38 protein-coding genes are annotated in these 25,090 nt (G+C 40.4%); 37 read left to right on the forward strand and 1 reads right to left on the reverse strand.

Annotated elements, in window-relative coordinates; translation table 11 throughout:
• The first annotated feature begins 76 nt into the window (after positions 1–76).
• The 32 genes from rplC to hemB all read left to right on the forward strand — a co-directional run bounded on the left by rplC (position 77) and on the right by hemB (position 17,354).
• Positions 77–724, forward strand: coding sequence for a 50S ribosomal protein L3 (gene rplC, locus HRU77_13070; protein ID QOJ21527.1), 648 nt, complete (start codon positions 77–79; stop codon positions 722–724).
• Between the two features lie 36 nt (positions 725–760).
• Complete coding sequence (gene rplD / locus HRU77_13075; GenBank protein ID QOJ21528.1) at positions 761–1,381, forward strand: 50S ribosomal protein L4; 621 nt, start codon at positions 761–763, stop codon at positions 1,379–1,381.
• Entirely contained in the window at positions 1,378–1,713 is a 336-nt protein-coding gene (gene rplW, locus HRU77_13080) for a 50S ribosomal protein L23 (GenBank protein QOJ21529.1), read from the forward strand. The genes rplD and rplW overlap by 4 nt, the downstream gene beginning before the upstream one ends.
• Complete coding sequence (rplB, locus tag HRU77_13085; GenBank protein ID QOJ21530.1) at positions 1,713–2,546, forward strand: 50S ribosomal protein L2; 834 nt, start codon at positions 1,713–1,715, stop codon at positions 2,544–2,546. The genes rplW and rplB overlap by 1 nt, the downstream gene beginning before the upstream one ends.
• An 8-nt stretch (positions 2,547–2,554) precedes the next feature.
• On the forward strand, positions 2,555–2,836 hold the full coding sequence (gene rpsS / locus HRU77_13090; protein QOJ21531.1) for a 30S ribosomal protein S19: 282 nt from the start codon (positions 2,555–2,557) through the stop codon (positions 2,834–2,836).
• 11 nt (positions 2,837–2,847) lie between these two features.
• On the forward strand, positions 2,848–3,195 hold the full coding sequence (rplV, locus tag HRU77_13095) for a 50S ribosomal protein L22 (GenBank protein QOJ21532.1): 348 nt from the start codon (positions 2,848–2,850) through the stop codon (positions 3,193–3,195).
• 20 nt (positions 3,196–3,215) lie between these two features.
• Positions 3,216–3,974, forward strand: a complete 759-nt coding sequence (gene rpsC, locus HRU77_13100; protein QOJ21533.1) for a 30S ribosomal protein S3 — start codon at positions 3,216–3,218, stop codon at positions 3,972–3,974.
• Between the two features lie 60 nt (positions 3,975–4,034).
• Positions 4,035–4,451 carry a 50S ribosomal protein L16 gene (rplP, locus tag HRU77_13105; protein QOJ21534.1) on the forward strand — a complete coding sequence of 139 codons (417 nt, stop codon included), beginning with the start codon at positions 4,035–4,037 and terminating at the stop codon, positions 4,449–4,451.
• A gap of 2 nt (positions 4,452–4,453) precedes the next feature.
• Entirely contained in the window at positions 4,454–4,642 is a 189-nt protein-coding gene (gene rpmC / locus HRU77_13110; GenBank protein ID QOJ21535.1) for a 50S ribosomal protein L29, read from the forward strand.
• A 2-nt stretch (positions 4,643–4,644) separates the two neighbouring features.
• Positions 4,645–4,902, forward strand: coding sequence for a 30S ribosomal protein S17 (gene rpsQ, locus HRU77_13115; GenBank protein ID QOJ21536.1), 258 nt, complete (start codon positions 4,645–4,647; stop codon positions 4,900–4,902).
• 70 nt (positions 4,903–4,972) lie between these two features.
• Positions 4,973–5,341, forward strand: coding sequence for a 50S ribosomal protein L14 (gene rplN, locus HRU77_13120; GenBank protein QOJ21537.1), 369 nt, complete (start codon positions 4,973–4,975; stop codon positions 5,339–5,341).
• A 17-nt stretch (positions 5,342–5,358) separates the two neighbouring features.
• On the forward strand, positions 5,359–5,673 hold the full coding sequence (rplX, locus tag HRU77_13125) for a 50S ribosomal protein L24 (GenBank protein QOJ21538.1): 315 nt from the start codon (positions 5,359–5,361) through the stop codon (positions 5,671–5,673).
• A 16-nt stretch (positions 5,674–5,689) separates the two neighbouring features.
• Positions 5,690–6,229 (forward strand): 50S ribosomal protein L5, encoded by a 540-nt coding sequence (rplE, locus tag HRU77_13130; GenBank protein ID QOJ21539.1) that lies wholly within the window; start codon positions 5,690–5,692, stop codon positions 6,227–6,229.
• Between the two features lie 7 nt (positions 6,230–6,236).
• Positions 6,237–6,542: a 30S ribosomal protein S14 gene (rpsN, locus tag HRU77_13135; GenBank protein QOJ21540.1), complete on the forward strand. Its 306-nt coding sequence runs from the start codon at positions 6,237–6,239 to the stop codon at positions 6,540–6,542.
• Between the two features lie 71 nt (positions 6,543–6,613).
• A complete protein-coding gene (rpsH, locus tag HRU77_13140) occupies positions 6,614–7,009 on the forward strand; it encodes a 30S ribosomal protein S8 (protein ID QOJ21541.1) in 396 nt (131 codons plus the stop codon).
• Positions 7,010–7,024: 15 nt separating this feature from the next.
• Complete coding sequence (gene rplF, locus HRU77_13145; protein ID QOJ21542.1) at positions 7,025–7,558, forward strand: 50S ribosomal protein L6; 534 nt, start codon at positions 7,025–7,027, stop codon at positions 7,556–7,558.
• A gap of 13 nt (positions 7,559–7,571) precedes the next feature.
• Complete coding sequence (rplR, locus tag HRU77_13150) at positions 7,572–7,925, forward strand: 50S ribosomal protein L18 (protein QOJ22182.1); 354 nt, start codon at positions 7,572–7,574, stop codon at positions 7,923–7,925.
• Between the two features lie 30 nt (positions 7,926–7,955).
• The gene (rpsE, locus tag HRU77_13155; protein ID QOJ21543.1) at positions 7,956–8,480 is read left to right on the forward strand and encodes a 30S ribosomal protein S5; all 525 of its coding nucleotides are present in this window, start codon (positions 7,956–7,958) and stop codon (positions 8,478–8,480) included.
• On the forward strand, positions 8,473–8,664 hold the full coding sequence (gene rpmD / locus HRU77_13160) for a 50S ribosomal protein L30 (protein QOJ21544.1): 192 nt from the start codon (positions 8,473–8,475) through the stop codon (positions 8,662–8,664). The genes rpsE and rpmD overlap by 8 nt, the downstream gene beginning before the upstream one ends.
• A gap of 2 nt (positions 8,665–8,666) precedes the next feature.
• Entirely contained in the window at positions 8,667–9,089 is a 423-nt protein-coding gene (gene rplO / locus HRU77_13165) for a 50S ribosomal protein L15 (protein QOJ21545.1), read from the forward strand.
• Positions 9,090–9,126: 37 nt separating this feature from the next.
• Positions 9,127–10,449 (forward strand): preprotein translocase subunit SecY, encoded by a 1,323-nt coding sequence (gene secY / locus HRU77_13170; GenBank protein ID QOJ21546.1) that lies wholly within the window; start codon positions 9,127–9,129, stop codon positions 10,447–10,449.
• A gap of 18 nt (positions 10,450–10,467) precedes the next feature.
• Complete coding sequence (gene infA, locus HRU77_13175) at positions 10,468–10,686, forward strand: translation initiation factor IF-1 (GenBank protein ID QOJ22183.1); 219 nt, start codon at positions 10,468–10,470, stop codon at positions 10,684–10,686.
• Positions 10,687–10,738: 52 nt separating this feature from the next.
• Complete coding sequence (gene rpmJ, locus HRU77_13180; GenBank protein QOJ21547.1) at positions 10,739–10,852, forward strand: 50S ribosomal protein L36; 114 nt, start codon at positions 10,739–10,741, stop codon at positions 10,850–10,852.
• Between the two features lie 36 nt (positions 10,853–10,888).
• On the forward strand, positions 10,889–11,248 hold the full coding sequence (rpsM, locus tag HRU77_13185) for a 30S ribosomal protein S13 (GenBank protein QOJ21548.1): 360 nt from the start codon (positions 10,889–10,891) through the stop codon (positions 11,246–11,248).
• Between the two features lie 42 nt (positions 11,249–11,290).
• Positions 11,291–11,680, forward strand: coding sequence for a 30S ribosomal protein S11 (rpsK, locus tag HRU77_13190; protein QOJ21549.1), 390 nt, complete (start codon positions 11,291–11,293; stop codon positions 11,678–11,680).
• Positions 11,681–11,690: 10 nt separating this feature from the next.
• Positions 11,691–12,317 carry a 30S ribosomal protein S4 gene (gene rpsD / locus HRU77_13195; GenBank protein ID QOJ21550.1) on the forward strand — a complete coding sequence of 209 codons (627 nt, stop codon included), beginning with the start codon at positions 11,691–11,693 and terminating at the stop codon, positions 12,315–12,317.
• Between the two features lie 42 nt (positions 12,318–12,359).
• On the forward strand, positions 12,360–13,361 hold the full coding sequence (gene rpoA / locus HRU77_13200) for a DNA-directed RNA polymerase subunit alpha (GenBank protein QOJ21551.1): 1,002 nt from the start codon (positions 12,360–12,362) through the stop codon (positions 13,359–13,361).
• Entirely contained in the window at positions 13,351–13,743 is a 393-nt protein-coding gene (gene rplQ, locus HRU77_13205; protein ID QOJ21552.1) for a 50S ribosomal protein L17, read from the forward strand. Before rpoA ends, rplQ begins: the two co-directional genes overlap by 11 nt.
• A gap of 230 nt (positions 13,744–13,973) precedes the next feature.
• On the forward strand, positions 13,974–14,768 hold the full coding sequence (locus tag HRU77_13210) for a biotin--[acetyl-CoA-carboxylase] ligase (protein QOJ21553.1): 795 nt from the start codon (positions 13,974–13,976) through the stop codon (positions 14,766–14,768).
• Between the two features lie 10 nt (positions 14,769–14,778).
• The gene (locus HRU77_13215) at positions 14,779–15,552 is read left to right on the forward strand and encodes a type III pantothenate kinase (GenBank protein ID QOJ21554.1); all 774 of its coding nucleotides are present in this window, start codon (positions 14,779–14,781) and stop codon (positions 15,550–15,552) included.
• The gene (locus HRU77_13220) at positions 15,549–16,163 is read left to right on the forward strand and encodes a YihA family ribosome biogenesis GTP-binding protein (GenBank protein ID QOJ21555.1); all 615 of its coding nucleotides are present in this window, start codon (positions 15,549–15,551) and stop codon (positions 16,161–16,163) included. Before HRU77_13215 ends, HRU77_13220 begins: the two co-directional genes overlap by 4 nt.
• Before the next feature lie 186 nt (positions 16,164–16,349).
• Complete coding sequence (gene hemB, locus HRU77_13225; protein QOJ21556.1) at positions 16,350–17,354, forward strand: porphobilinogen synthase; 1,005 nt, start codon at positions 16,350–16,352, stop codon at positions 17,352–17,354.
• Positions 17,355–17,590: 236 nt separating this feature from the next.
• Here the strand turns inward: hemB and HRU77_13230 are convergent, their stop codons facing one another.
• On the reverse strand, positions 17,591–19,909 hold the full coding sequence (locus HRU77_13230; GenBank protein QOJ21557.1) for a penicillin-binding protein 1A: 2,319 nt from the start codon (positions 19,907–19,909) through the stop codon (positions 17,591–17,593).
• A 205-nt stretch (positions 19,910–20,114) separates the two neighbouring features.
• On the opposite strand from HRU77_13230, the gene HRU77_13235 reads away from it, so the two are divergent.
• From HRU77_13235 to pilQ, 5 genes are read left to right on the forward strand one after another with little or no spacing between them, the layout of a single operon-like run.
• Positions 20,115–21,218 carry a pilus assembly protein PilM gene (locus HRU77_13235; protein QOJ21558.1) on the forward strand — a complete coding sequence of 368 codons (1,104 nt, stop codon included), beginning with the start codon at positions 20,115–20,117 and terminating at the stop codon, positions 21,216–21,218.
• On the forward strand, positions 21,215–21,805 hold the full coding sequence (locus tag HRU77_13240) for a PilN domain-containing protein (GenBank protein QOJ21559.1): 591 nt from the start codon (positions 21,215–21,217) through the stop codon (positions 21,803–21,805). The genes HRU77_13235 and HRU77_13240 overlap by 4 nt, the downstream gene beginning before the upstream one ends.
• Before the next feature lie 9 nt (positions 21,806–21,814).
• Entirely contained in the window at positions 21,815–22,429 is a 615-nt protein-coding gene (locus HRU77_13245; GenBank protein ID QOJ21560.1) for a type 4a pilus biogenesis protein PilO, read from the forward strand.
• Between the two features lie 3 nt (positions 22,430–22,432).
• The gene (locus HRU77_13250) at positions 22,433–22,951 is read left to right on the forward strand and encodes a pilus assembly protein PilP (GenBank protein QOJ22184.1); all 519 of its coding nucleotides are present in this window, start codon (positions 22,433–22,435) and stop codon (positions 22,949–22,951) included.
• Positions 22,952–22,981: 30 nt separating this feature from the next.
• Positions 22,982–25,084: a type IV pilus secretin PilQ gene (pilQ, locus tag HRU77_13255; protein ID QOJ22185.1), complete on the forward strand. Its 2,103-nt coding sequence runs from the start codon at positions 22,982–22,984 to the stop codon at positions 25,082–25,084.
• Positions 25,085–25,090: the final 6 nt, after the last annotated feature.

Consider the following 25,090-nt stretch of genomic DNA (forward strand, 5'->3'; position numbering starts at 1 on the left):
CTAATAAGTTGAGAAATAAGCGACTTAGATAAATGATTTACAAAGCGTAGTATGTTTACGCCGAAAGAGGTTAAAAATGGGAATGGGATTGATTGGACGTAAAGTCGGAATGACGAGGATTTTTACGGAAAATGGAGATAGTTTGCCAGTAACGGTAATTGATGTTTCCAATAATCGTATAACTCAGATAAAAAAAATTGAGACTGATGGTTATTCCGCTGTCCAGTTAACTTTTGGAAAAAGAAAAGCGACTAGAGTCAATAAACCAGCAAAAGGACATTTTTCAAAGGCAGGTGTTGAAGCCGGAAGTATCGCAAAAGAATTCCGGATGGGTGCAGAAGAAATTTCTGATCAGTTCCAAAATGGAAAAGCAATCGAATGTAATATTTTCAGGGTTGGTCAAAAGGTTGATATTTCAGGAACAACTATAGGTAAAGGGTATGCGGGCACCATAAAGTTGCATAACTTTTCTTCTAATAGAGCTAGTCATGGTAATTCGAAAGCGCACAATAAACCAGGATCAATTGGAATGGCTCAGGATCCGGGGCGAGTATTTCCTGGGAAACGAATGTCTGGTCATATGGGTAATGTAAAAAGAACTGTGCAAAATATAGAGATTTTAAGAGTTGATGATAAAAGAAATTTATTGCTAGTTAAAGGCGCAATACCTGGATCAAAAGGTGGGAATGTTATAGTGCGCCCCAGCATAAAAGTGAAGAAATAGAGAAATTAGTAAAATGAATAAAAAGGTGAACAAGTAATGGAACTAAAGCTTATCGGTGAAAAAAATCAAACATCAGGGAATATTACGGTTTCTGATGAGCTTTTTAATAGAGATTACAATGAAGCACTTGTTCATCAGGTGATTACATCTTACCTATCGAATGCGCGAGGTGCTACTCGAGCTCAAAAGGGCCGTTCAGATGTTGCAAAATCAACTCGAAAGCCATGGCGTCAAAAAGGAACAGGACGTGCTCGTGCAGGAATGGCATCAAGTCCGATTTGGCGTGGGGGTGGGAAGATTTTTCCAAATAGCCCCGATGAGAATTTTAGAAAAAAACTTAACAAAAAAATGTATCGCGCTGGCCTAAGCGTTATTTTATCTCAACTAATTCGTGATGATCGATTACTAGTAACGGATGCATTTAGTATTGATACACATAAAACGAAAACTTTTGTAGAAAAATTGTCAGCATTCGGATTAAACGAAGTAATGCTGATAACAAATCAAGTAGATGATAATTTATATTTTTCATCAAGGAATGTCCCACGAGTTTCTGTTGTGGAAGTGAAAAATATAGACCCTGTTAGTCTTTTGAAATTCGAAAGAATCTTGCTGACGTCTGAAGGGTTAAGGAAACTTGAGGAGCTTTTATCATGAAAAAATTAAATATCAATCAAGAGCGTTTATTAAAAATAATATTAGCACCTCATATATCTGAAAAAGCTACATATATTGGTGAGAAAAATAATCAAACTATATTTCGTGTCGTATCAGATGCAACCAAAAAAGAAATAAAAGATGCCATAGAGTTATTATGGAAAGAACAGAAAATAGAAGTGAAAAATGTTCAAACGATTAATGTGAAAGGAAAAAGAAAAAGAGTAGGCCGTTTCATGGGACGAAGAAGTGATTGGAAAAAAGCCGTTATAAGTATCGAGAAAGGGCAGGAATTAAATTTTACAAATTTTTCGAATACAGAGGTTAAATAATGGCACTTGTTAAACAAAAACCTACCTCTCCCGGCAGAAGGGCGGTTGTAAAATTAATTAATAAGGACTTACATAAAGGTGATCCTTATAAAAATTTGACTGAAAAACAAGCAAAAACGGCAGGAAGAAATCACCACGGACATATAACGACTAGGCACCGAGGTGGAGGACATAAACATCACTATAGATTAATAGATTTCAAACGTGACAAAGATGATATTGCGGCAGTAGTTGAGCGTATTGAATACGATCCTAATAGAACAGCTAATATTGCTTTAGTTTGTTATCAAGATGGGGAAAGAAGATACATCATTGCTCCTAAAGGCTTAACTATTGGCACAAAAATTTTCAGTGGAAAGAATGCGCAAATAAAGCCGGGAGATGCATTACCGCTCCGTAATATCCCAATGGGAACAATTATACACTGCGTGGAGTTATTACCTGGTAAAGGAGCGCAATTAGGAAGATCAGCAGGAGCATCAATTCAATTACAAGCGCGAGAAGGGAATTATGCACAATTGAAACTTCGATCTGGTGAAATGCGGAAGGTTCATATTGATTGTCGTGCAACAATCGGAGAAGTTGGCAATGCAGAGCATAATTTAAGATCGATCGGCAAGGCTGGAGCTGTGCGGTGGCGCGGAATTAGACCGACTGTTAGAGGCGTCGCAATGAATCCTATAGATCATCCACACGGAGGCGGGGAAGGAAGAACTTCAGCAGGCAGACATCCCGTAAGTCCCTGGGGGGTTCCAGCTAAGGGATATAGGACTCGAAAAAATAAACGAACAGAAGTAATGATTGTTCGTCATCGCTATTCAAGAAAAGGATGATTTATTAAATGGCACGATCAATAAAAAAAGGACCATTTGTTGATACACACTTAATGCAGAAAATTTTGAAAGCTCGTGAAACAAATGATAAAAGACCAATAAAAACATGGTCAAGACGATCAACGATATTGCCGGATTTTATTGGAGTGACTGTTGCAGTGCATAACGGAAAGCAACATATTCCGGTTTTAGTAACAGAGAATATGATTGGTCATAAATTTGGCGAATTCTCACTAACTCGAACTTTCAAAGGCCATGCTGGTGATAAAAAAGCAGTTACTAAGCGATAGGGAATATAATAATGGAAACAACTGCTAAATTACGAAGTATCAGATTGTCGGCGCAAAAAGGGCGTTTAGTTGCTGATCAAATTAGAGGTTTACCAGTAGATAAAGCACTCAGTATATTAACTTTCAGTCCTAAAAAAGGTGCTGAAATAATACGAAAAATTTTAGAGTCAGCTATTGCAAATGCTGAACATAATGATGGCGCTGATATTGATGAACTTAGAGTTTCATCGATTTTTATCGATCGAGGAACATTGATGAAACGAACCAGTGCACGTGCAAAAGGCCGAGGAAATAGAATTGTAAAACCAACATGTCACATATCACTCACAGTAAGTGACAGCAAAAGTCAGATTAAATAAAAGGAAAGGCATTAATTGATATGGGTCAGAAAATACATCCAACTGGGTTTCGTCTTTCAGTTCAGAAAAATTGGCAATCAAAATGGTATGCAAATAGCAATAATTTTGCGACCATGCTAAATGAGGACATAAAAGTACGAACTTTTCTTAAAGAAAAGTTAAAAAATGCATCAGTTGGTAGGATTTTAATAGAAAGACCGTCAAAAAACGCCAGAATTACAATATTCAGTTCTCGACCAGGGGTTGTTATTGGAAAGAAAGGCGAAGATATAGAAGTATTGCGAAGTGAACTACAAAAAAGAATGGGAGTTCCGGTTCATGTGAATATTGAAGAAATTCGAAAGCCTGAATTGGATGCACAGCTGATTGCTGACAATATTGCTCAACAGTTAGAAAAAAGGATTATGTTTCGTAGAGCAATGAAAAGAGCAATGCAAAATGCTATGAGACTAGGTGCTCAAGGTATAAAAATAATGAGTTCTGGAAGATTGAACGGAATAGAAATTGCGCGGACCGAATGGTATCGCGAGGGGCGAGTGCCACTGCATACGTTAAGAGCTGATCTTGATTATGGAACCTCAGAAGCAAAAACAACATATGGAATAATCGGTATCAAAGTATGGATCTTTAAAGGTGAAATATTAGGGAAAGATAATTCGATTAACTCTAATGTTTCAAGTGTTAATTCAAATGGTGAGAAGAAAAAAGTTAATAAAAAAACTACTACCTCATTTATAAATGAAGTTGATACAAAATCTGATAAACCTATTGAATTATAAAAAGTTCTATTTTAGAAATTAAATTAGATTATCCAGAAAAAATAAATACTGGGGAAAAACATGCTTCAACCAGCTAGAACAAAATATAGAAAGCAGCAAAAGGGAAGAAATACAGGAATTGCGGTACGTGGATCAAAAGTAAGTTTTGGGGAATTTGGCTTAAAGGCAGTAGATCGTGGTCGATTAACAGCTCGCCAGATAGAAGCGGCTCGAAGAGCAATGACTAGACATATCAAGAGAGGTGGTCGTATTTGGATAAGAATCTTCCCTGATAAACCAATTTCTCATAAACCAGCGGAAGTTAGAATGGGTAATGGAAAGGGCAGTCCTGAGTATTTTGTAGCTGAGATTCAACCTGGTAAAGTTCTGTATGAGATGGATGGAGTTAATGAAGAATTGGCAAAAGAAGCATTTAGACTTGCAGCTGCGAAACTGCCAATCAAAACAGTATTTACAATCAGACAAATTGGCGGATAACGATGAAGGCTAATGAGTTAAGAGAGAAATCACTATCTGAATTAAATAAAGAGTTAATCAATTTATTAAGAGTGCAGTTTAGTTTACGACTGCAATTAGCGACTCAACAGCTTTCAAATACTAGTCAATTAAAAATGATTAGAAAAGATATAGCCAGAATCAAAACTGTCATTAAGCAGAAAATAGATTAATCATGAATAGTCAAAAATTAAATCGTACTCTGACAGGAAAAATCACGAGTAATAAGATGGAAAAAACCGTCACTGTTTTAGTTGAGCGTAGAATAAAACATCCGCTTTATGCAAAATTTATAACGAGATCTAAAAAATATCATGCACATGATACAAGTAATAGTCTCGCTATAGGTGATATTGTCTTAATTGAAGAATGCCGACCTTTGTCAAAAACAAAAAGTTGGAAAGTTGTTAAGCAAGTTGATAAAGCATCTTGAAACAGTAAAATAGAAGCCGTTGGAAGAATTGATTTTAAATATATTATTTTTCAGAGAAAGAGAATAATAAATGATACAAATGCAATCGATATTACGAGTTGCTGATAATACAGGCGCTAGATCGCTAATGTGTATCAAAGTCCTCGGGGGCTCAAAAAGACAATATGCTGGTATTGGAGATATTATTAAAGTCAGTATCAAAGATGCAGCGCCTCGAGGAAGAGTAAAAAAAGGTGAGGTCTATAATGCGGTAGTAGTTCGAACTGCGAAAGGTGTCAGACGAGTAGACGGTTCATTATTAAAATTTGATGAAAATGCTGCGGTGCTTTTGAATAATAAATTAGAGCCAATTGGAACGCGTATATTTGGTCCAGTTACAAGAGAATTGCGTAATGCTCGTTTTATGAAAATAGTATCGCTTGCTCCAGAAGTTTTGTAGCAGCTAAAGGAATTTTTATGCGAAAAATACGGAAAGGCGATGATGTTATTGTTATTGCGGGAAAAGATAAGGGAAAAAGAGGAACAGTACTTCGCGCAATAAAAACTGATCGGTTGATAATTCAAGGTATTAATTTGGTTAAGAAACATCAAAAGCCAAATCCGGCAACAGGTGTTACAGGCGGAATCACAAGTAAAGAAGCATCGATACACATATCGAATGTAGCAATTTATAATTTTACATCCAAAAAAGCAGATAGGGTTGGTTTCAAATTTTCCGTGAATAACAAGGTGCGCATTTTTAAATCAACTAATGAGCAGATTGAAGGATAAAAGGAGATGTAATTATATGGCTCGTTTGCAAGACTATTATCGGAACACTATTAAAAAAGAATTGATGGAACAATTTGGATATAAATCTAGTATGGAAGTGCCTTATATTAGCAAAATAACACTTAATATTGGACTTGGTGAAGCAACAACGGATAAGAAAATAGTTGAGAACGCAATTTCTGATATAAAAAAGATTTGTGGTCAGCAACCTGTGGTGACGAAGGCAAAAAAATCAATAGCGACATTTAAAGTAAGAAAAGATTATCCAATTGGATGCATGGTTACCCTGCGAAAAATTAGAATGTATGAATTTCTCGATAGACTGATTACAATTGCAATTCCTAGAATACGCGATTTTAGAGGGATATCAGGAAGGGCTTTTGATGGGAGAGGTAATTACAATATGGGAATTAAAGAGCAGATTATTTTTCCTGAAATTGATTATGATAAAATCGATGCTTTACGTGGTATGAATATATCTATTACTACTACTGCTAAGAGCGATAAAGAAGCAAAAGCTTTGTTGACTGCATTTAATTTTCCTTTTAAGAATTGAGAATAAAATGGCGAAGATTGCGATTATCAATCGAAATGAAAAAAGGCAAGAAACAGTTAATAAATTTGCTTCAAAAAGAAAAAAACTGTATGAAAAAATAAATAATTCTGCTCTAAGTGATGATGAACGTTTTTTAGCACGCCAAGAATTACAAAAACTTCCTAGAGATTCAAGCCCTGTTCGCTTAAGAAATCGTTGTTCTCTAACAGGAAGACCAAGAGGAGTTTATTCTAAATTTGGATTGGGAAGAAATAAATTAAGAGATATGGCTATGAGTGGAAAAATTCCTGGACTCATAAAAGCTAGTTGGTAAAAATAAAAATTCTTCTATAGAACCTCTGATTTTATAAGTATATAATTTTACGAATAATAGAGTATATTAACATGAGTATGAGCGATCCTGTTGCAGATATGTTAACTAGAATTAGAAATGCACAGTTAGCAAAAAAGCAAACTGTAAATATGACGAATTCGCATTTAAAATCTGCAATTGCGAGTGTATTGAAAGATGAAGGCTACATCAATGATTTTGTTATAACAGGCAAAAATAATAAAAGCACACTAGAGATAGTTCTCAAATATCATGCGAATTTGGCAGTAATTGAGAAAATAAAAAGAATAAGCAAGCCTGGATTGAGGATATATAAATCTAGTAAAAACTTGCCAAGCGTGATGAATGGATTGGGTATAGCGATAGTTTCTACGTCGCAGGGTGTAATGACACAAAATAAAGCAAGAGCTTTAGGTATTGGTGGCGAGCTTTTGTGTACAGTTGTTTAGAGGATTTAATTTAAAATGTCACGAGTTAGTAGCAATCCAATACGTGTTCCATCAAATGTAGAAATTCGTATAGTAGAGGATGATATTCACATAAAAGGACCATTGGGAACTCTGCAATTCTCAATAGCAGATAATCTTTTATTTGATCTGTCAGAAAGCATTTTAAGAATAAAAGTAAAATCTGAATCTCAGCAAGCGAATGCAATTTCTGGGACCACTAGAGCAATTGTAGCCAATATGATATATGGAGTCTCGATTGGATTTGAGAAGAAACTTCAATTGGTTGGCGTAGGATATAGGGCGCAGGCTACAGCAGATAAGTTGAATCTTACTTTAGGTTTCTCCCATCCGATCGACTTTGAAATTCCTGGCGGAATCAAAATTGAAACTCCTACACAAACAGAAATAATTATTAAAGGTATTGATAAGCAAAAAGTAGGGCAAGTTGCTGCGGATATAAGAGCCTACAGAAAACCGGAACCTTATAAAGGTAAAGGGATTCGTTATTCAGATGAAGTGATTGCTCTCAAAGAAACGAAGAAAAAATAAACAAAATATTATGATGAACTCAAAAAGTAAGCGTATCAAGAGATCTAAAAAAACTAGAGCGATTATAGCTAAATTAGGTTTAATAAGATTATCTGTTCATAAAAGTAATTCGCATATATATGCACAGTTAATTGATGATAAAAATAATAAAGTAATTACAAGTGCATCTACTTTGGAACCTGAGATACGTGCTGAAATAAGTTCAGGAGGTAACACCAAAGCAGCATCTCTTGTTGGAAAACGAATAGCAGATAAGGGCATAAAATTAGGAATAGCAACTATTGCATTTGATCGATCTGGATATAAATATCATGGACGAGTTAAGGCGTTAGCTGACGCAGCTCGTGAAAGTGGCTTAAGATTTTAATCAACTAAATAATGCCCGAAGGTAAGAAATATGAATGTTAAAGCGATGGGAACAGAAGAAAATAGCGACGATCTGCGTGAAAAGATGGTTGCTATCAATAGAGTGACTAAAGTCGTGAAGGGTGGTCGTATTTTAGGATTTGCTGCCTTAACTGTTGTGGGCGATGGTGATGGTGGTGTCGGTATGGGAAAAGGAAAGTCAAGAGAAGTACCGGTTGCTGTTCAAAAAGCTATGGATGAAGCGCGGCGGAGAATGATAAAAATAAAATTAAAGAATGGAACGATTTATCATCCTATAACTGCTTCACATGGAGCAGCAAAAATATATATGCAACCTGCTCCAGAAGGCACTGGTATAATTGCGGGTGGTCCGATGAGAGCTATTTTTGAAGTGATGGGTATGACTAATATATTGGCAAAATGTATTGGCTCGACTAATCCGTATAATGTAGTAAGGGCTACACTTAAAGGTTTAACTCAAATGAATACACCGGCCAATATTGCAGCAAAACGTAATAAATCTATAAAAGAAATAATGGGACAAGGTAATGACTGACAGTAAAGTAAAAGAGACCATAAAAATTACTCTTGTTAAAAGTGTTATAGGTACGAAAAAAACACATAAAGCAACTATCTATGGTCTCGGATTAAGAAAATTAAATAGCTCTTCTGAACTTGTAAATACGCCTGAAATTCGCGGAATGATTAAAAAGATTAACTATTTAATTAAGATAAATTAATTATGCATTTAAATACAATTAAACCAGCTGATGGCTCGAAGAAAAATAGACAAAGATTAGGACGTGGCATAGGCTCAGGATTTGGTAAAACAGGCGGAAGAGGGCATAAAGGGCAAAAATCTAGATCTGGTGGGTTTCATAAAGTAGGATTTGAAGGTGGGCAGATGCCAATTCAAAGACGTTTGCCAAAAAGAGGCTTCTCGAATTTTAGAAATCGCCAAATTTCATTTAACCTAAGATTAAGTGATTTGAATAATATTCCCGAGACCGAAGTTAGCTTGGCATCTCTTAAAATAAATAATATTGTGCCTAAGACTATTAAGAAAATTAAGGTATTTAAATCTGGTAATTGCAAAAAATTATTGAGTTTTAAAGATATCGTAGTCAGTAAAGGTGTGTTAAATATGATACAGGTATCAGATTGAGTTACTTCATAAATTCTAAAAAAAATTAATATAAAGTATGTCGAATTTTTCTGTGGATAAATTTGCAGATCTTAAGCGTCGCTTATGGTTTTTATTATTTGCGCTAATAGTATATAGAATTGGAGCCCATGTTCCTGTGCCAGGAATAGATCCAATAGTTTTAAAAGATTTATTTGATTCCCAAGAAAGTAGTGTACTCGGAATGTTTAATATGTTCTCAGGAGGAGCGCTTTCTAGATTTTCAATTTTCGCGCTTGGTATAATGCCCTATATATCAGCATCGATTATTATGCAGCTCGGAACAGTTGCTATTCCTTTTCTAGAAACCTTGAAAAAAGAAGGTGAAAGTGGAAGAAGAAAAATTACTCAATATACGAGATACGGCACTGTTATTTTAGCTTTAATTCAAAGTTACGGTATTTCAATAGCTTTACAATCTCAAGAAGGCTTAGTGATAAATCCAGATGTTATGTTTATAATCACAACAGTGATAACTTTAGTGACCGGAACAATTTTTTTGATGTGGTTGGGTGAGCAAATCACGGAACGTGGCATAGGAAATGGAATTTCATTAATTATCTTCGCTGGAATAGCTGCAGGATTACCAAGTGCAATTGGTGGAACCTTAGATTTGGTAAGCAATGGTTCGATGCATTTCTTAATAGCATTAGGTATATTCGGTGCTGCAGCTTTTGTTACAGGAATCGTAGTTTTCGTTGAAAAGGGGCAAAGAAGAATTTTAGTAAATTATGCTAAAAGGCAAGTTGGACAAAAAGTTTATGGTGGACAGAGTTCGCATTTACCCCTAAAGCTCAATATGCCTGGAGTAATACCTCCAATATTTGCTTCAAGTATAATTTTATTTCCTGCCACTTTAGCTGGATGGTTTGCAAATAATGAATCGGTTACATGGCTAAAAGATATTAGCTCTGCACTCTCGCCTGGTCAACCTATTTATGTAATATTATATGCAGTAATGATAATTTTCTTTTGCTTTTTCTATACTGCGCTTGTATTTAATCCGAAAGAGACAGCAGAGAATCTTAAAAAAAGTGGTGCTTTTATCCCTGGTATAAGGCCAGGAGATCAAACAACGCGTTATATTGAGAAAATAATGCTGCGCCTAACTTTGTCGGGTTCTATTTATGTTACCTTGGTTTGTTTGTTACCGGAATTTTTAATCTTGAAGTGGAATGTTCCATTTTATTTTGGGGGAACCTCTCTTCTCATTATAGTGATAGTAACTATGGATTTTATGTCACAAGTTCAATCACATATCATGTCATCTCAATACGATAGCTTACTAAAAAAGACAAATTTTAAAAGCAATAATAGTAATATAAAATTACCAGCACGATAATTGCTTAAGTTAAATATGATGGCGAAAGAAGATACAATACAAATGCAGGGTGAGGTACTCGAAACGCTGCCTAACGCAACTTTTAGAGTAAAGTTAGAAAATGGACATATAGTTTTGGGGCATATTTCCGGGAAAATGCGAATGCACTATATTAGAATTTTACCTGGAGACAAAGTTACTGTTGATTTAACACCATATGATCTTACAAAGGCAAGAATAACTTTTCGAGCGAAATAAATAAGATTGAAATTTTATGATTTTTTTATTTGAGATGATTTAACATAAGATTATGAAAGTAAACGCGTCTGTAAAAAAACTTTGTAGAAATTGCAAAATTATTCTCCGTAATCGCATAGTCCGCGTACTATGCAAAGATCCAAGGCATAAGCAACGCCAAGGTTAGTGATAGACTACAAGACAATTAATTCAGGAAAAAAATATGGCACGTATAGCCGGCATAAATATCCCTAATCATCAACATGTTGGTATTGCCCTTACAGCAATTTATGGCATTGGAAGAACGAGTTCTAAGAATATTTGCCGTGCAGTGGGAATTGAGGTTGATAAAAAGCTTAAAGATCTTTCTGAAGAGCAGATCGATAGCTTACGAGATCACATCGGGAAGATTACGACCGAAGGCGATTTGCGACGTGAGATTTCAATGAATATTAAAAGACTCATGGACTTAGGGTGTTACAGAGGGCTAAGGCATAAACGCGGTCTTCCTGTTCGCGGGCAGAGAACTAGAACAAATGCACGAACCAGAAAAGGGCCAAGAAAAGTTATACGCGCGCGATAAATATTGATTTGTTAATGCAAAAACATAATTAAGGACTATATAATGGTTAAAGCAGTTTCGCGATTGCGAAAAAAAATCAAAAAAAATGTTTCTGAAGGTATAGCACACATTCATGCATCTTTCAATAATACGATAGTGACAATAACAGACAGGCAAGGAAATGCTTTGTCTTGGGCAACTTCAGGCGGCGCCGGTTTTAAAGGATCACGGAAGAGTACGCCATTCGCAGCGCAAATTGCTGCAGAGAATGCTAGCAAAATTGCTATCGATTGTGGCGTTAAGAATCTTGAAGTAAAAGTAAAAGGACCAGGCCCTGGACGAGATTCGGCCGTTAGAGCCTTGAATGCTGCTGGTTTCAAAATTACCAGTATTTCAGACGTTACACCTGTTCCACATAATGGATGTCGTCCACCAAAAAAACGACGTATTTGAGGAGATAAAATTGGCTAGAAACCTTGCACCAAAATGTAAACAATGTCGACGGGAGGGTGAAAAATTATTTTTGAAGGGTGAAAAATGCTTTACAGACAAATGTGCGATAGAGCGAAGAAATTACCCACCAGGTCAACATGGGCAAAAAAAAGGTAGATTGTCAGATTATGGAAACCAACTCCGTGAAAAACAAAAAGTAAAAAGAATATATGGTGTACTCGAAAAGCAATTCAGAAATATATATTATTTCGCGGATAAGCAACGAGGCATAACTGGTGATAATTTGCTTCAACGCTTAGAAAGTCGTCTCGATAATGTCACATATCATATGGGTTTTGGTTCATCAAGAAGTGAAGCGAGGCAGATCGTTAGACATAATTGTATTCTGGTAAATGGTCGTCGTGTTAATATTCCTTCTTATCTAGTAAAAATGGGTGATGTTGTAGAAGTAGACAAAAAAGCAAAAAATCATTTGCGCATAAAAACATCTGTTGAAGCAGCTAATAATAGAAATTTTCCTTCGTGGATTGAAGTAAATGTTAAGGAAATGAAGGGTACGTATAAAGCAAAACCGGATCGCACAGAGCTACCTGCTACGATCAATGAATCATTAATCATTGAATTATATTCTAAGTGATTATTTCATATTAAGATAACCTTAAAGTTAAAGGACTTATTTATGCTCGGAACGGAGCTACTTACTCCCCGGATTATTGATGTTCAGAATATATCACCACTTCATGCTAGAGTAATCATGGAGCCCTTTGAAAGGGGATATGGCCATACTTTGGGAAATGCATTGAGAAGAATACTGTTATCCTCAATGTTTGGTTTTGCTCCAACAGAGGTTAAAATTGCTGGCGTTGTTCATGAGTATTCTGCTTTGGATGGTGTGCAGGAAGATCTTGTAGATATTTTGTTAAATATTAAGGGTATAGTTTTAAAGTTACACAATAATGAACAAACTACTTTATATCTAAGGAAATCTGGAAAAGGAACTGTAACAGCAGGTGATATAGATACTGGGCATGATGTTGAAATAATAAATCCTGAGCATATCATCGCGCATTTGACTTCTGATAATACTATAGAAATTGAATTGAAAGTTGAAAAGGGTAGAGGATTTATACCTGCTTCAACTAGAAAGAACATAAATATAGAGAAGGATATTGGAACAATTTTTCTTGATGCTTCTTTCAGCCCTATTAGACGAGTAAGTTACACGGTTGAAAGCGCGCGTGTTGAGCAAAGGACTGATTTAGATAAATTGATAATTGATCTGGAAACCAATGGAGTGGTCGAGCCTGAAGAAGCTATTCGTTATGCAGCTAGAGTATTAGTTCAACAATTGTCAGTGTTCGCGGATCTGGAAAGTACTCCTATACCAAAAGAAAAACCACAAGCACCTCAAATTGATCCTATTTTACTCCGACCAGTTGATGATCTTGAACTAACAGTGAGATCTGCAAATTGCTTGAAAGTGGAAAATATTTATTATATAGGCGACCTAATTCAACGCACAGAAGCTGAATTGTTGAGAACACCTAATTTAGGAAGAAAATCTCTTAATGAAATTAAAGAAGTATTAGCTGCACGTGAGTTAACACTTGGAATGAAATTAGATAATTGGCCGCCAGCAAATTTAGAAAGTGTATCTAAGGATCAAAATCATGCGTCATAATAATGCATTTAGAAAACTTAATCGAACAAGTAGTCATAGATCAGCAATGTTTCGAAATATGAGTAATTCACTGCTAAGACATGAAGTTATAACAACTACTTTGCCTAAGGCAAAAGAGCTTAGAAGATATATTGAACCTGTAATAACTTTAGGGAAGAAATCAACATTACTAAATCGGCGCATAGCTTTCAACAAACTTCGTGATCGAGATAATGTAACCAAATTATTTGCAGAATTAGGGCCTAGATATGTTAGCCGGCCTGGTGGTTATGTAAGAATTCTTAAATATGGTTATAGAAATGGTGATAATTCACCGATGGCTTTAGTGGAACTCGTTGATCGACCTGCTGATGAGCTTAGTGCTGATAGCGAATTGATTTGAATTTAAAATTCCTTGAAATATTACTTAATGAACAGTGTATTTGTAAATTTCCTGTTTGCTGCATAAAGAGACAGAGATCTTCTTCGAATTATGAAATATAGTTACGATAGGCTCTGTATAAACTTTTTTGGTTTAGTTGAAAAATAGTGCTGGAATGTGACGGCACTATTGAAATAGGTTGAAATTTACCTTGAGCAAAGTGTTGAGTGTGAATATTGTTCTTATTTCTATTGAATAAAGATAAAATCCTCAGATTTACATCAAATTCTTTATTCACTTTTGATCTGAATATTTTCAATATCATAGATTCTACAAATAGCTTTATATTGAAAAATTTCCATAGACTTCGGTTAGATAGCGATAGAATTCCTGTTGTAGCAGCTGAAATCCAAACAAAAGGGCGTGGTCGAGTAGGTCGATCATGGTACAGTGAGCTTGGAAGTGGGCTTACATTTTCTTTATTATGGCGCTTTAGGAATGGCATAGCCGAATTAGCAGGACTTAGTTTGGCGATTGGTATTGCAATTGTTCGAGTTTTGAGATCCTTCTCAATAGGTCAAGTAAAGCTTAAGTGGCCTAATGACATCCTTTACAATAACTGTAAATTAGGTGGCATATTAATTGAGCTTCGTGGAAAAGTGACTGGACCCTCTTATGCAGTCATCGGCATTGGTATCAATTTTGATCTCTCACCTTCCCTAAAATCTATTATTCAACAAGATATTACGGATTTATATCAAATCACTGGGAAGCATTTCGATCGCAATGTAATTTTGAGTGCATTGCTCCTAGAATTATGCGACATCTTGTCAAATTTTGAAGTGCATGGGTTCTCATTTTTCAAAGATGAATGGATTAATTATCATGCATATCATGGTAAACATGTTAAGCTGATTCTTCCTAATAATTTGACAGTTTCCGGTAAAGTGGACAATGTAAATTCCGATGGATCAATTAGTTTGCTAACTTTTGCTGGCCGACGCTCATATAGTGTTGGTGACATTTCAATGCGATTGACTGATTAGTTTTAAGCTAATGCCTGCTATATTAGCAATTGACTCTGGTAATTCTTTTGTTAAGTGGGGATTTTATGATAATGATCATTGGTTAATGCAAAATAAGATCAATTACGAAAGCATTTCGTTTTTGAGGAATGAATTTAGCAAACTGCCGGAACCTGATGTTATTATAATTTCTCATGTCGCACGTAGCAAAACAAAAAACGAGATCTTTACAATGATTTCGTTTTGGAATGTGCGAACTATATGGCTTCAGTCTAGCTTATCTCGATGTGGTGTTCTGAATGGCTATTTAAATCCCGAGCAGTTAGGAAGTGATCGTTGGGCAGCTTTAATTGCGGCATGGCAGCTTCAGCGTGAAGCTTGCTTAGTGATTAATGTCGGAACTGCAGTGACCATTGATGCACTTTCAGATTCTGGTGAATTTTTTGGCGGTATCATACTACCTGGTGTGCTCTTGATGCAGAATAGCTTGTGCGCAGAAACTCAATTAAGTCAAATTAAAGCCGGTTCTTACGAAGATTTTCCTGGCAGTACTAATAATGCGATTCAAAGTGGAATTATTCAGTGCCTAGTTGGTGCAATTGAACGAATGCATGATCTTTTATCAAAGAAAACACGTCATGCCGTCAAAAGCTGTATTATAAGCGGTGGAGCTGCGCCTCTCTTACTTCCATTTATTAAGTTTCCAATTAATGCTGTTGATAATTTAGTATTGGAAGGATTGATTCTAATTGCTAAAGATGACCTGCGCAGACAAAAGTCAGCAATTTCGGAAGGCACGCGATGATTCCGTTTCAGAACGCAACTTTTTATACTTCGGTAAATGATATTCGTGACTTGCCTGAGCATTCAGGTATAGAAATAGCTTTTGCTGGAAGGTCTAATGCAGGCAAATCTAGCGCCATAAATACCCTAGCCAATAAAAATCGCTTGGCTTATGTAAGTAAAACACCTGGGCGCACGCAACATATCAATTTTTTTCAATTAAACGAAAATCAATTTCTTGTTGATTTACCTGGATATGGTTACGCTAAAGTTCCTAGCGGTATACGGCAGCACTGGCAGGGGTTATTGGAGCAATATTTACAAACACGAAAAGCGCTTAAAGGCTTGGTGTTGATAATGGATATCCGTCATCCGTTAAAAGTACTTGATATCCAAATGCTGAATTGGTTTGTACCGACTGGAAAAGCTGTGCATATTTTACTGACAAAATCTGACAAACTAAGTAAGCAAAAAGCGCATATGACTTTACAAACGGTCACTCAATATTTGAATGAATCTTATCCGGGATGTACTGTACAGTTGTTTTCTAGTTTAGCTGGCAGTGGAGCTGAGAATGCTGCGGCTGTTATTAACGAATGGTTGAATGCTACTCGAAGTCTTGGGGAAAGTTGAAAAAAAGCCCCCGGTTAAAGGGGAGTAAAACCGGGGGGAATCGCCTTAATATCACTTAAGGCCCTGCCTCAGGGAGGAAAGACAGGGGGACGATCAAGATTGTCCGCTCTTAAGAGCGGTTAATGACTTAATTAGTTCCTCTAAGCAGTAGATTTTTTTTATCTTATTTTTTATTTTTCTTTTCTTATGTTCTCTTTCAGCCAGTTTCCGCAAAAAAGAATGCGACGTATGCGTCGTGACGAATTTTCCCGCCGTCTCATGCAAGAATCTCATCTTCACGTAGATGACTTGATTTATCCTGTTTTTGTATTGGATGGTAAAAATCGCAGCGAGAATGTTCAATCAATGCCTGGTGTCGTCAGGCAGAGCCCTGATTTCTTGATGGTGCAAGCAGAAAATTGTTTGCGGCTGGGTATTCCGGCACTTGCAATTTTCCCGGTTATTGACACCGAGCTCAAAAACTTAACTGCAAGTGAGGCCTATAATCCGGAAGGATTAGTACCCAGAGTCGTCCGACAATTAAAGAAAAATTTTCCTGAACTGGGCGTCATAACCGATATTGCGTTGGATCCCTATACCAGTCATGGTCAGGATGGTTTGATTGATGAGCGTGGCTACGTTATGAATGATGAAACAGTGAATGTTTTGTGTCAGCAGGCGCTGGCACATGCGCAAGCGGGTGCAGATGTTGTGGCGCCTTCCGACATGATGGATGGTCGCATTGCAGCGATTCGAAGCGGTTTGGATAGCCAGCAGTTTATTCATACACGCATACTGGCATATTCAGCAAAGTATGCTTCCAGTTTTTATGGACCATTCCGTGATGCAGTTGGATCTGCGGCAAATCTTAGTGCGGGAAATAAATATACCTATCAGATGGATCCGGCAAATTCCGATGAAGCCTTGTGGGAAGTTGGATTAGATTTGAATGAAGGGGCGGACATGGTCATGATCAAGCCGGGTATGCCTTATCTGGATATTGTGCGTCGCGTGAAGGATCAATACGGGGCGCCAACATTTGTTTATCAAGTGAGCGGCGAATATGCCATGCTCAAGGCCGCCGCGATTAACGGCTGGCTCAATGAAGAAGCCTGTGTGTTGGAGTCGCTGCTCGCATTCAAACGCGCTGGGGCCGATGGAATATTGACGTATTATGCAGTGGAAGCTGCCAAGTGGTTAAAAAAAGGATAAAGATAAAAAGTATCCTGAGCGATCTGAGGAGGAAACTCTGAGAAAGGGAGCGAGCGACGGTCAGGCGAAGCTAAATCAGGTAAAAAACGAGTGGGCAATGCGCATTTTGAATCTGATTTTAACGCAGCATGGTTGAACGCAGCACCCAAAGCCTATCGACCCCTCCCGGATAGGCGATGGAGTGGGTAGTGCGCAACGAAGCGATTCGCTCGTGCAGTCTTAGAATCAGCTTTTCCCTAAAATAATTGATCTTGCACATCTCGGGTGACTTTGGGCGTATGGTCAATCGTACTTTCATTAAGCGGCGGGAGCTGTTCGCTAAAGAAAAATTCAGTCATGTCGCCGCTTGACTCCCTGAATCCTGTTGCCGAATTAATTTTAGCGGTAACTACCCCATTGGGGGGCCTGTATTCCGCCATCGGCACGCCTTTCAGGACGGGGCTCATATAATCCATCCATATCGGCAAAGCGACGCGTCCGCCCGTTTCGTTATTTCCCAGTGACTTCGGTTCGTCATATCCGGTCCAGGCGATGGTCACCAAGTCTTTTTGAAAGCCACAGAACCAGGCATCGACAAAATTACTGGTCGTGCCGGTTTTTCCGGCTAAATCGGTGCGTCCTAATTGTCTTGCTTTGACGGCGGTGCCGTGATTAATGACATCTTGCATCATACTGGTCATGATAAATGCGTTGCGCGGATCGATGACGCGTTTTGCGCCATTGGTGACCGATACGGGATTGAATTGTTCGATGGCGCTACCCTTTTCATCTTCAATTTTCTTAATGAAATAAGGTGCAATCCGAAAACCGCCGTTGGCAAAAACAGCGTACCCGACCGCCATTTGCATCGGAGTGACCGAACCTGAACCAAGTGCCATCGGTAAATAGGGTGGATGCCGGCTGGCATCGAAACCGAACCGGGTTATGTAATCTTGCGCGTACTGAATGCCGATCGCTTGCAATATCCGGATCGAGACTAAATTTTTTGATTTTGTTAGTGCAGTACGCATGCGCATCGGTCCCTCGAATTTGCCATCGAAATTTTTCGGTTCCCACAATTGACTGCCGGTTTGTGCGGCGCTGAACGAGAGCGGGGCATCGTTGATGATGGTGGCCGGGGTGAAACCCTTTTCGAGTGCAGCGGAATAAACGAAAGGTTTGAAGCTGGAACCCGGCTGCCGCCATGCTTGTGTGACATGATTGAATTGATTTTTATAGAAATCGAATCCGCCGATCAAAGCGCGAATTGCTCCATCGTTGGGATCGATTGAAACAAGTGCTGCTTCAATTTCCGGCAATTGAACGATATGCCATGCATTCTTCTGATTTTTTTGCACACGGATTAGCGCACCAGGGGTAATGTATTTTTTTCCCGGTTCTTTTTTTTCAGTCAAGAATTTCTGTGCGAACTTAAGGCCGTCACCAGTGATTTCAATCACCTCCCCGCCCTTTTTATAAACCTGTACGACACTGGGCTTTGCAGCCAAAACAACGGCTGCATAAATATCGTCGCTGTCATTGATTTCGTCCAGTGCATCGTCCAGTGTTTTTTCCTGGTTGGCGCCGTATTTGGTCAGATCGACATATCCTTCGGGACCTCGGTAACCGCGACGTCTGTCGTACTCGATCACATTCTTGCGCAACGCCTGATAGGCTGCTTCCTGATCCAATTGGCGCAATGTCGTGTAGACTTTGATACCTTTGTCATAGGTTTCTTCCTGGTAACGATCGTAGATTACTTGACGAACCATTTCAGCAACATACTCGGCACGCATGGCAAAAGCCGTCGATTGTTTCTTCACGGGGACGGGTTGTTTTTCCAATTCGCTCAATTCTTCACTGGAGATGTAATTCAGTTTATGGAGCCGGCCCAATACATAAAGTTGCCGGTTTTTAGCCCGTTTGGGATTACTGATAGGGTTGTAGCTTGAAGGTGCTTTGGGTAGTCCGGCCAGCATGGCGGCTTCGGCAATATTGATCTCTTGCAGCGATTTGCCGAAGTATGTGTTTGCGGCTGCTGCAAAACCATAACTGCGATGCCCGAGATAAATTTGATTGACATACAGCTCTAAGATTTTGTCTTTGCTGAGACTGTGTTCAATTTTGAACGCCAGCAGCGCTTCACTGAGTTTCCGGGTGATTGTTTTTTCCCGGGTCAGAAAAAAATTGCGCGCAACCTGCATGGTGATCGTGCTGGCGCCTTGGCGCACACTACCCGCAGAAAAATTGGAATAAGCGGCACGCAGCACCCCCAGATAATCAACACCGCCGTGCTCATAAAAGCGGTCATCCTCCGCTGCGAGAATTGCTTGTTTGAGATGTTCCGGTACTTCGGAAATACTGACCACATTCCGGCGCTCCGCGCCAAACTCGCCGATCAGCAGACCTTCATCGCTATAGATGCGCAACGGTATTTTGGGACGATAATCGGTCAGTGTATCGAGTGACGGCAAATTGGAATAGATAACCAAGCCGGCAAAGCCTGCCAGCAACACACCAATCAAACCTAAAGCGGACAATGTGATAAAAAAATAGTACAACCAGCGAGCAAACATGGATAATTAAGCAATGAAACGGTTAAAATACAAAATTATAGGGGGTGTATTTATTGTTTTTCTTTGAATAGGATGTTCCGGATTATGTCAGAATCAGTAATAGCTTTTTCAGTCCACTGAATAAATATAGATTTATTCAGATGAAAAGTAAGTTTATGTACTAAACTAATTTATGCCATGCGCGAGTATCGCTTCTAACTGAACAATGTTCAAGGGAAATTTTGATATCAATTTAGACTTCCTGAAGTTGAAGTCGCCATCACTGATCGGTGTGGATATTAGCTCCTCATCGGTAAAGATGGTGGAGTTGTCAATGGCCGGGAAAGGCAGTCAGGCCTACCGTATCGAGCGTTATGTCATCGAATCCTTACCGGCAGACGCTGTGCAGGACGGTGCAATTGCCGATATGGAAGCGGTCACTGAAAGTTTGCAGCGCAGCTGGAAGCGCATGGGCACGCGCCAGAAAAACGTGGCATTGGCGCTGCCTGCAACGGATGTGATTACCAAGAAAATTGTGGTGCCGGCCGGGCAGCGCGAGGAAGATCTGGTTTTTCAAGTGGAAAATGAGGCTAGTCAATATATTCCTTTTCCCTTGGATGAAGTGGATCTGGATTTTCAAGTTACCCGGCCCGTTGCGGATAATCCGGACGAAGTGGAAGTTCTCATTGCGGCTTCGCGCAAAGAAAAAGTGGAAGATCGTGTGGCTGCTGCGCTGGCGGCTGGTCTTAAAACAGTTGTCATGGATGTTGAACCCTACGCGGCGCAGACCGCGTTTGAATTAACACTGAATCAACTGCCGGACGGCGGGAAAGACCGGGTGATAGCGCTCGTCGATATTGGCGCGACCGTCATGAAAGTGAACGTGCTGCTGAATGGCGAGTCGTTATACACGCGCGATCAGCATTTTGGCGGCGATCAGCTGACCCAGGAGATCCATAATCAATTCAATCTGTCCCTGGAAGAATCGGAAACCGCCAAACGCGGCGGCAATCTGCCGGGAAATTACCAAGCGGAAGTATTGCAACCCTTTTGCGAGACGTTGGCGATCGAAGTCATGCGCGCCATTCAGTTTTTCTACACTTCGACGCAATATACCGAGGTTAATTATATTTTTATCGCCGGCGGATGCGCCGTTATCCCCGGACTGGACGCCATCATCGCAGCACGCACTCAGGTCAGCACACTCGTTGTGAATCCTTTCGCTAGTATGGAGCTATCGAGCCGCATCATTTCGCGCCAACTGAAGCAGGATGCGCCTTCTCTATTAATTGCTTGTGGTCTGGCGTTGCGCAGTTTCGATCCGTCATGATCCGCATCAATCTACTGCCTCATCGCGAGCTGAAGCGTAAAGCCCGGCAACAACAGATTGCGATTCTGGCCGGCGTGGTGAGTTTTCTGGGAATCCTGGTGGTCTGGGGCGTTTATACCTTCATCGCGGGCAATATAGAGTATCAGAATGCCCGCAATCAATTTTTGCAGAGTCGCATTGCCGTTTTGGATGGTGAGATTGCCGAGATCCGCAATATAAAGTCGCAAACTCAGGAATTGCTTGCACGCAAGCATGTTGTCGAAACATTACAGAATAGCCGCTCCGAAGTGGTGCATTTGCTGGATCAGCTAGCGCGATTGCTTCCCGACGGCGTGTATTTGCAAAGCGTTAAGCAGAACGATCAGAACATTACCCTTGTCGGGTATGCGCAATCCAACGCCTGGATATCGATGTTGATGCGTAATCTGGAATCATCACCCTGGCTTGAATCACCGCTGTTAATAGAAATTAAGGCAATGACGGTCAATAACATCCGCCAGAATGAATTCAACATGAGAATAAAACTGAGGCGGACATCGATTGATGATGCACAGAAACAGCTTGCCAATCCCCCTGGAAAATCGTAAGGCTACGGTATGAATGATCTACTCATTGAATTGCGTCAGCTTGATATCAATCAAGCGGGAAATTGGCCGGTGCCGATTAAAATCGGCGCTTTGGTCATTTTATTCATTGCCATCATTATTGCAGGCCATTTTTTGGTGTGGCAAGAACAGACCGATATGCTGGAAAAGATACGGGCGGAAGAAGAAACATTAAAAAATACTTATTTGATTAAAAAAAGAAGCGCGGTTAATTTGCCGGCACTGCGCGTGCAACTGGAAGAAATAGAACAATCGCTGAGTGCCATGCTGAAGCAGCTTCCTGATAAATCGGAAATGGAAGCATTGTTGATCGATATCAATCAGGCAGGTTTGGGCAGAGGGTTGCAGTTCGAATTATTCAAGCCGGCCGAAAAGGAAACGATCAACGCATTTTATGCCGAACTTCCGGTTTCCATCCGGGTAACTGGCGGTTACCACGATATTGGTGCCTTTGCCAGCGATGTTGCACGACTGTCGCGGATTGTTACGTTAAATGACATCACGATCGCGCCGGGCACGGATGGAAAATTAGTATTGGATGCAATCGCAAAGACATTCCGTTATCTGGATGAAGAAGAAATGGCCAAGCAAGCGAAAGGTAAATAAATGATGATCGGAAATCGATGCCTGCTGATGTTGCTTGCGATACCCTTGACGATGCTGACTGCTTGTGGTCAAAACGACTTTAGTGATCTGGAAGCCTTCGTTCAAAGTGCCGGCGAAGGTTTGCATGGTCAGATCGATCCGTTACCTGAAATCAGACCGCATCAATATTTTACCTATCAGGCTTTTGATATCTCCAGCCCTTTTGTACCGCGGAAAAATGATCATGTGCAAACAGTCGGCAACGGAATTCAGCCGGACTTGACGCGACATAAGGAAGTGCTGGAATCCTATCCGCTGGAAAGCCTGCTGATGGTCGGCACATTGCAGCAGCGTGATAAGATTTTTGCCGTGATTAAATCACCGGACGGTACCTTGTACCGTGTACAAGTCGGTAATTATCTAGGGCAGAATTTCGGAAAAATTAACCATATATCGGAATCGGAAGTTCAACTACTGGAGATTGTGCAAGATGGCGTAAATGAATGGACTGAGAAAACAAGCGCACTTATGCTGAAAAATTAAAATAAAACAACCCTGAAGCTACCAATAATGATGAAAAGATCTGGTCTCAACATCGTATTAGCAGCATTGTTGATTTGTTTTGCGACCGTGGTTCTTGCACAACAAACGATAACTGCGGAAGCATCGCCTAATAGTAATAGTATCCGTTCCATCGATATCTCCACATTCCAGAATGGCGAAGTCATCGCCAAGCTTACTTTGGACCGGCCGTTACCGGTACTGCCGGCGGGTGTTGTGCTGGATAATCCGCATCGCATTTATTTTGACCTTCATCAGGTTACCAACGGCTTGGGCAAGAATGTACAGGAAGCCGCCGAAGGTGACTTGCGCAGCATCAACATCGTGCAGGTCGGGGATCGCACCCGGCTGGTGTTGAATTTGGCGAGACTCATGCGGCACGATATCAGCACGCAAGACAATATCCTGTTTATCAAACTGGTCAGTGTGCAAGAGAGTCCGGTTGCGGCTTCGGTGGTACGGTTCGCGGAAGAGACGCCGAACCAGCAAATGAACAGTTTGCAGGATATTGATTTCCGCCGCGGCGCGAGCGGAGAAGGGCGGATAGAGGTTGATATGACAAAACCCGGCGCCAGCGTCGATGTGCAACTGCAAAACAACGATATTTTCGTCGAATTCGTCGATACCGTGCTACCCGGTAGCCTGAAAAGGCGTTTTGATGTCGTCGACTTTGCAACACCCGTTCATACCATCGAAACCTCGAAGAAAGGCAATAATGTTCGCATGCATGTCAAAGCAGGCGGTCGATGGGAACATTCGGCACGCCAATCCGGCGCCCGGTTTGTTCTGGAAGTCCGGGCATTGAGCGATGACGAAGAAGAACAAGCAAAAAAGAAGCGCGCCAACGGCGGTTATACCGGTGAGCGGTTATCGCTCAATTTTCAGGACGTGGAAGTGCGCGCGGTGTTGCAAGTCATCGCCGATTTTACCAATCTGAATATCATTGCCAGTGATTCCGTTGCGGGCAATCTTACGCTGCGGCTAAAAGATGTGCCGTGGGATCATGCGCTGGACATCGTGCTGCAAGCGCACGGATTGGATAAGCGTCAGACCGGCAATGTCATTTTTGTCGCGCCGCGCAAGGAAATGGCCGATCGGGAATTGCTCGATGTGGAAGCGAAAATGCAAATTGCCGATATGGAGCCGCTGCGCTCCGAAATTTTTCGCCTGAATCACCGCCGGGTCAACTCGATGTCGTTCGAAAGCATGCTCAGCAAACGGGGCACACTCAATCTGGATGACATCAGCAATACCGTCACGGTTACCGATATTCCGTCCAGATTGGAAGAAATCCGAAAGCGGATTCAGAAACTGGATGTTTTTGAGCGGCAAGTCATGATCGAAGCGCGTATTGTCGAGGCGACGGATCAATTCAGTCGGAATCTGGGGGCGCGTTTCGGGATTCAGAACGCAAACAATCTGGGAGGTTATGGACTCGGCATTTCGGGCAATTTGGCTAACTCGAGCACACTCGCTGGCGGAGGATCGGCATCGGGAGGAGATAATCTTAATGTGAATCTGCCCGCAGCGGCAGCGACCGGTTTACTGGGCGGTCCCGCTGCGCTGGGTTTGAGTTTGCTGAAGATTAACAATAACCGGCTCATTAATCTCGAGTTATCCGCTTTGGAGACCGATCAGAGAGGGCGAATCATCGCGAGTCCGCGCGTGGTTACCGCACATGGCGTGGAAGCGATTATCGAACAGGGCGACCGGGTGCCGTACCAACAAGCAACCAGCAGCGGCGCAACCAGTATCCGTTTCATGGATGCCACGTTGCGGCTGAAAGTTAAACCGCTAATCACCTACAATGGCCAGATCGATATGGAATTGAACGTCAATCAGGACAAAATCGGCACGCCGATTAATCAGTTCCTGCCGCCGCCGATTAATACTAAATCGGTGACGACCAAGATTCTCGTCGAAAATGGCGGGACTGTTGTCATCGGCGGTATTTTCGATCGCACCGAGAACGAAGTGGTGAACAAGGTGCCGATGCTGGGCGATATTCCGGTACTAGGGTATGTTTTCCGTAATACCACGAAAGTGGACAACAAACGCGAACTGCTGATTTTCGTGACGCCACGGATTTTGAGTGAGAATCTCAATTTGCAGTAATTACAA

The sequence above is a fragment of the Gammaproteobacteria bacterium genome, assembly GCA_015709615.1.
Classification (GTDB): Bacteria; Pseudomonadota; Gammaproteobacteria; order Burkholderiales; family Nitrosomonadaceae; genus Nitrosomonas.

What these genes read in the sequence shown, in the direction of transcription:
- rplC (QOJ21527.1), top strand. Translation starts at nt 77, where the DNA reads ATGGGAATGGGATTGATTGGACGTAAAGTCGGAATGACGAGGATTTTT.
- rplD (QOJ21528.1), top strand. Translation starts at nt 761, where the DNA reads ATGGAACTAAAGCTTATCGGTGAAAAAAATCAAACATCAGGGAATATT.
- rplW (QOJ21529.1), top strand. Translation starts at nt 1,378, where the DNA reads ATGAAAAAATTAAATATCAATCAAGAGCGTTTATTAAAAATAATATTA.
- rplB (QOJ21530.1), top strand. Translation starts at nt 1,713, where the DNA reads ATGGCACTTGTTAAACAAAAACCTACCTCTCCCGGCAGAAGGGCGGTT.
- rpsS (QOJ21531.1), top strand. Translation starts at nt 2,555, where the DNA reads ATGGCACGATCAATAAAAAAAGGACCATTTGTTGATACACACTTAATG.
- rplV (QOJ21532.1), top strand. Translation starts at nt 2,848, where the DNA reads ATGGAAACAACTGCTAAATTACGAAGTATCAGATTGTCGGCGCAAAAA.
- rpsC (QOJ21533.1), top strand. Translation starts at nt 3,216, where the DNA reads ATGGGTCAGAAAATACATCCAACTGGGTTTCGTCTTTCAGTTCAGAAA.
- rplP (QOJ21534.1), top strand. Translation starts at nt 4,035, where the DNA reads ATGCTTCAACCAGCTAGAACAAAATATAGAAAGCAGCAAAAGGGAAGA.
- rpmC (QOJ21535.1), top strand. Translation starts at nt 4,454, where the DNA reads ATGAAGGCTAATGAGTTAAGAGAGAAATCACTATCTGAATTAAATAAA.
- rpsQ (QOJ21536.1), top strand. Translation starts at nt 4,645, where the DNA reads ATGAATAGTCAAAAATTAAATCGTACTCTGACAGGAAAAATCACGAGT.
- rplN (QOJ21537.1), top strand. Translation starts at nt 4,973, where the DNA reads ATGATACAAATGCAATCGATATTACGAGTTGCTGATAATACAGGCGCT.
- rplX (QOJ21538.1), top strand. Translation starts at nt 5,359, where the DNA reads ATGCGAAAAATACGGAAAGGCGATGATGTTATTGTTATTGCGGGAAAA.
- rplE (QOJ21539.1), top strand. Translation starts at nt 5,690, where the DNA reads ATGGCTCGTTTGCAAGACTATTATCGGAACACTATTAAAAAAGAATTG.
- rpsN (QOJ21540.1), top strand. Translation starts at nt 6,237, where the DNA reads ATGGCGAAGATTGCGATTATCAATCGAAATGAAAAAAGGCAAGAAACA.
- rpsH (QOJ21541.1), top strand. Translation starts at nt 6,614, where the DNA reads ATGAGTATGAGCGATCCTGTTGCAGATATGTTAACTAGAATTAGAAAT.
- rplF (QOJ21542.1), top strand. Translation starts at nt 7,025, where the DNA reads ATGTCACGAGTTAGTAGCAATCCAATACGTGTTCCATCAAATGTAGAA.
- rplR (QOJ22182.1), top strand. Translation starts at nt 7,572, where the DNA reads ATGAACTCAAAAAGTAAGCGTATCAAGAGATCTAAAAAAACTAGAGCG.
- rpsE (QOJ21543.1), top strand. Translation starts at nt 7,956, where the DNA reads ATGAATGTTAAAGCGATGGGAACAGAAGAAAATAGCGACGATCTGCGT.
- rpmD (QOJ21544.1), top strand. Translation starts at nt 8,473, where the DNA reads ATGACTGACAGTAAAGTAAAAGAGACCATAAAAATTACTCTTGTTAAA.
- rplO (QOJ21545.1), top strand. Translation starts at nt 8,667, where the DNA reads ATGCATTTAAATACAATTAAACCAGCTGATGGCTCGAAGAAAAATAGA.
- secY (QOJ21546.1), top strand. Translation starts at nt 9,127, where the DNA reads ATGTCGAATTTTTCTGTGGATAAATTTGCAGATCTTAAGCGTCGCTTA.
- infA (QOJ22183.1), top strand. Translation starts at nt 10,468, where the DNA reads ATGGCGAAAGAAGATACAATACAAATGCAGGGTGAGGTACTCGAAACG.
- rpmJ (QOJ21547.1), top strand. Translation starts at nt 10,739, where the DNA reads ATGAAAGTAAACGCGTCTGTAAAAAAACTTTGTAGAAATTGCAAAATT.
- rpsM (QOJ21548.1), top strand. Translation starts at nt 10,889, where the DNA reads ATGGCACGTATAGCCGGCATAAATATCCCTAATCATCAACATGTTGGT.
- rpsK (QOJ21549.1), top strand. Translation starts at nt 11,291, where the DNA reads ATGGTTAAAGCAGTTTCGCGATTGCGAAAAAAAATCAAAAAAAATGTT.
- rpoA (QOJ21551.1), top strand. Translation starts at nt 12,360, where the DNA reads ATGCTCGGAACGGAGCTACTTACTCCCCGGATTATTGATGTTCAGAAT.
- rplQ (QOJ21552.1), top strand. Translation starts at nt 13,351, where the DNA reads ATGCGTCATAATAATGCATTTAGAAAACTTAATCGAACAAGTAGTCAT.
- HRU77_13215 (QOJ21554.1), top strand. Translation starts at nt 14,779, where the DNA reads ATGCCTGCTATATTAGCAATTGACTCTGGTAATTCTTTTGTTAAGTGG.
- HRU77_13220 (QOJ21555.1), top strand. Translation starts at nt 15,549, where the DNA reads ATGATTCCGTTTCAGAACGCAACTTTTTATACTTCGGTAAATGATATT.
- hemB (QOJ21556.1), top strand. Translation starts at nt 16,350, where the DNA reads ATGTTCTCTTTCAGCCAGTTTCCGCAAAAAAGAATGCGACGTATGCGT.
- HRU77_13230 (QOJ21557.1), bottom strand. Translation starts at nt 19,909, where the DNA reads ATGTTTGCTCGCTGGTTGTACTATTTTTTTATCACATTGTCCGCTTTA.
- HRU77_13235 (QOJ21558.1), top strand. Translation starts at nt 20,115, where the DNA reads ATGTTCAAGGGAAATTTTGATATCAATTTAGACTTCCTGAAGTTGAAG.
- HRU77_13240 (QOJ21559.1), top strand. Translation starts at nt 21,215, where the DNA reads ATGATCCGCATCAATCTACTGCCTCATCGCGAGCTGAAGCGTAAAGCC.
- HRU77_13245 (QOJ21560.1), top strand. Translation starts at nt 21,815, where the DNA reads ATGAATGATCTACTCATTGAATTGCGTCAGCTTGATATCAATCAAGCG.
- HRU77_13250 (QOJ22184.1), top strand. Translation starts at nt 22,433, where the DNA reads ATGATCGGAAATCGATGCCTGCTGATGTTGCTTGCGATACCCTTGACG.
- pilQ (QOJ22185.1), top strand. Translation starts at nt 22,982, where the DNA reads ATGAAAAGATCTGGTCTCAACATCGTATTAGCAGCATTGTTGATTTGT.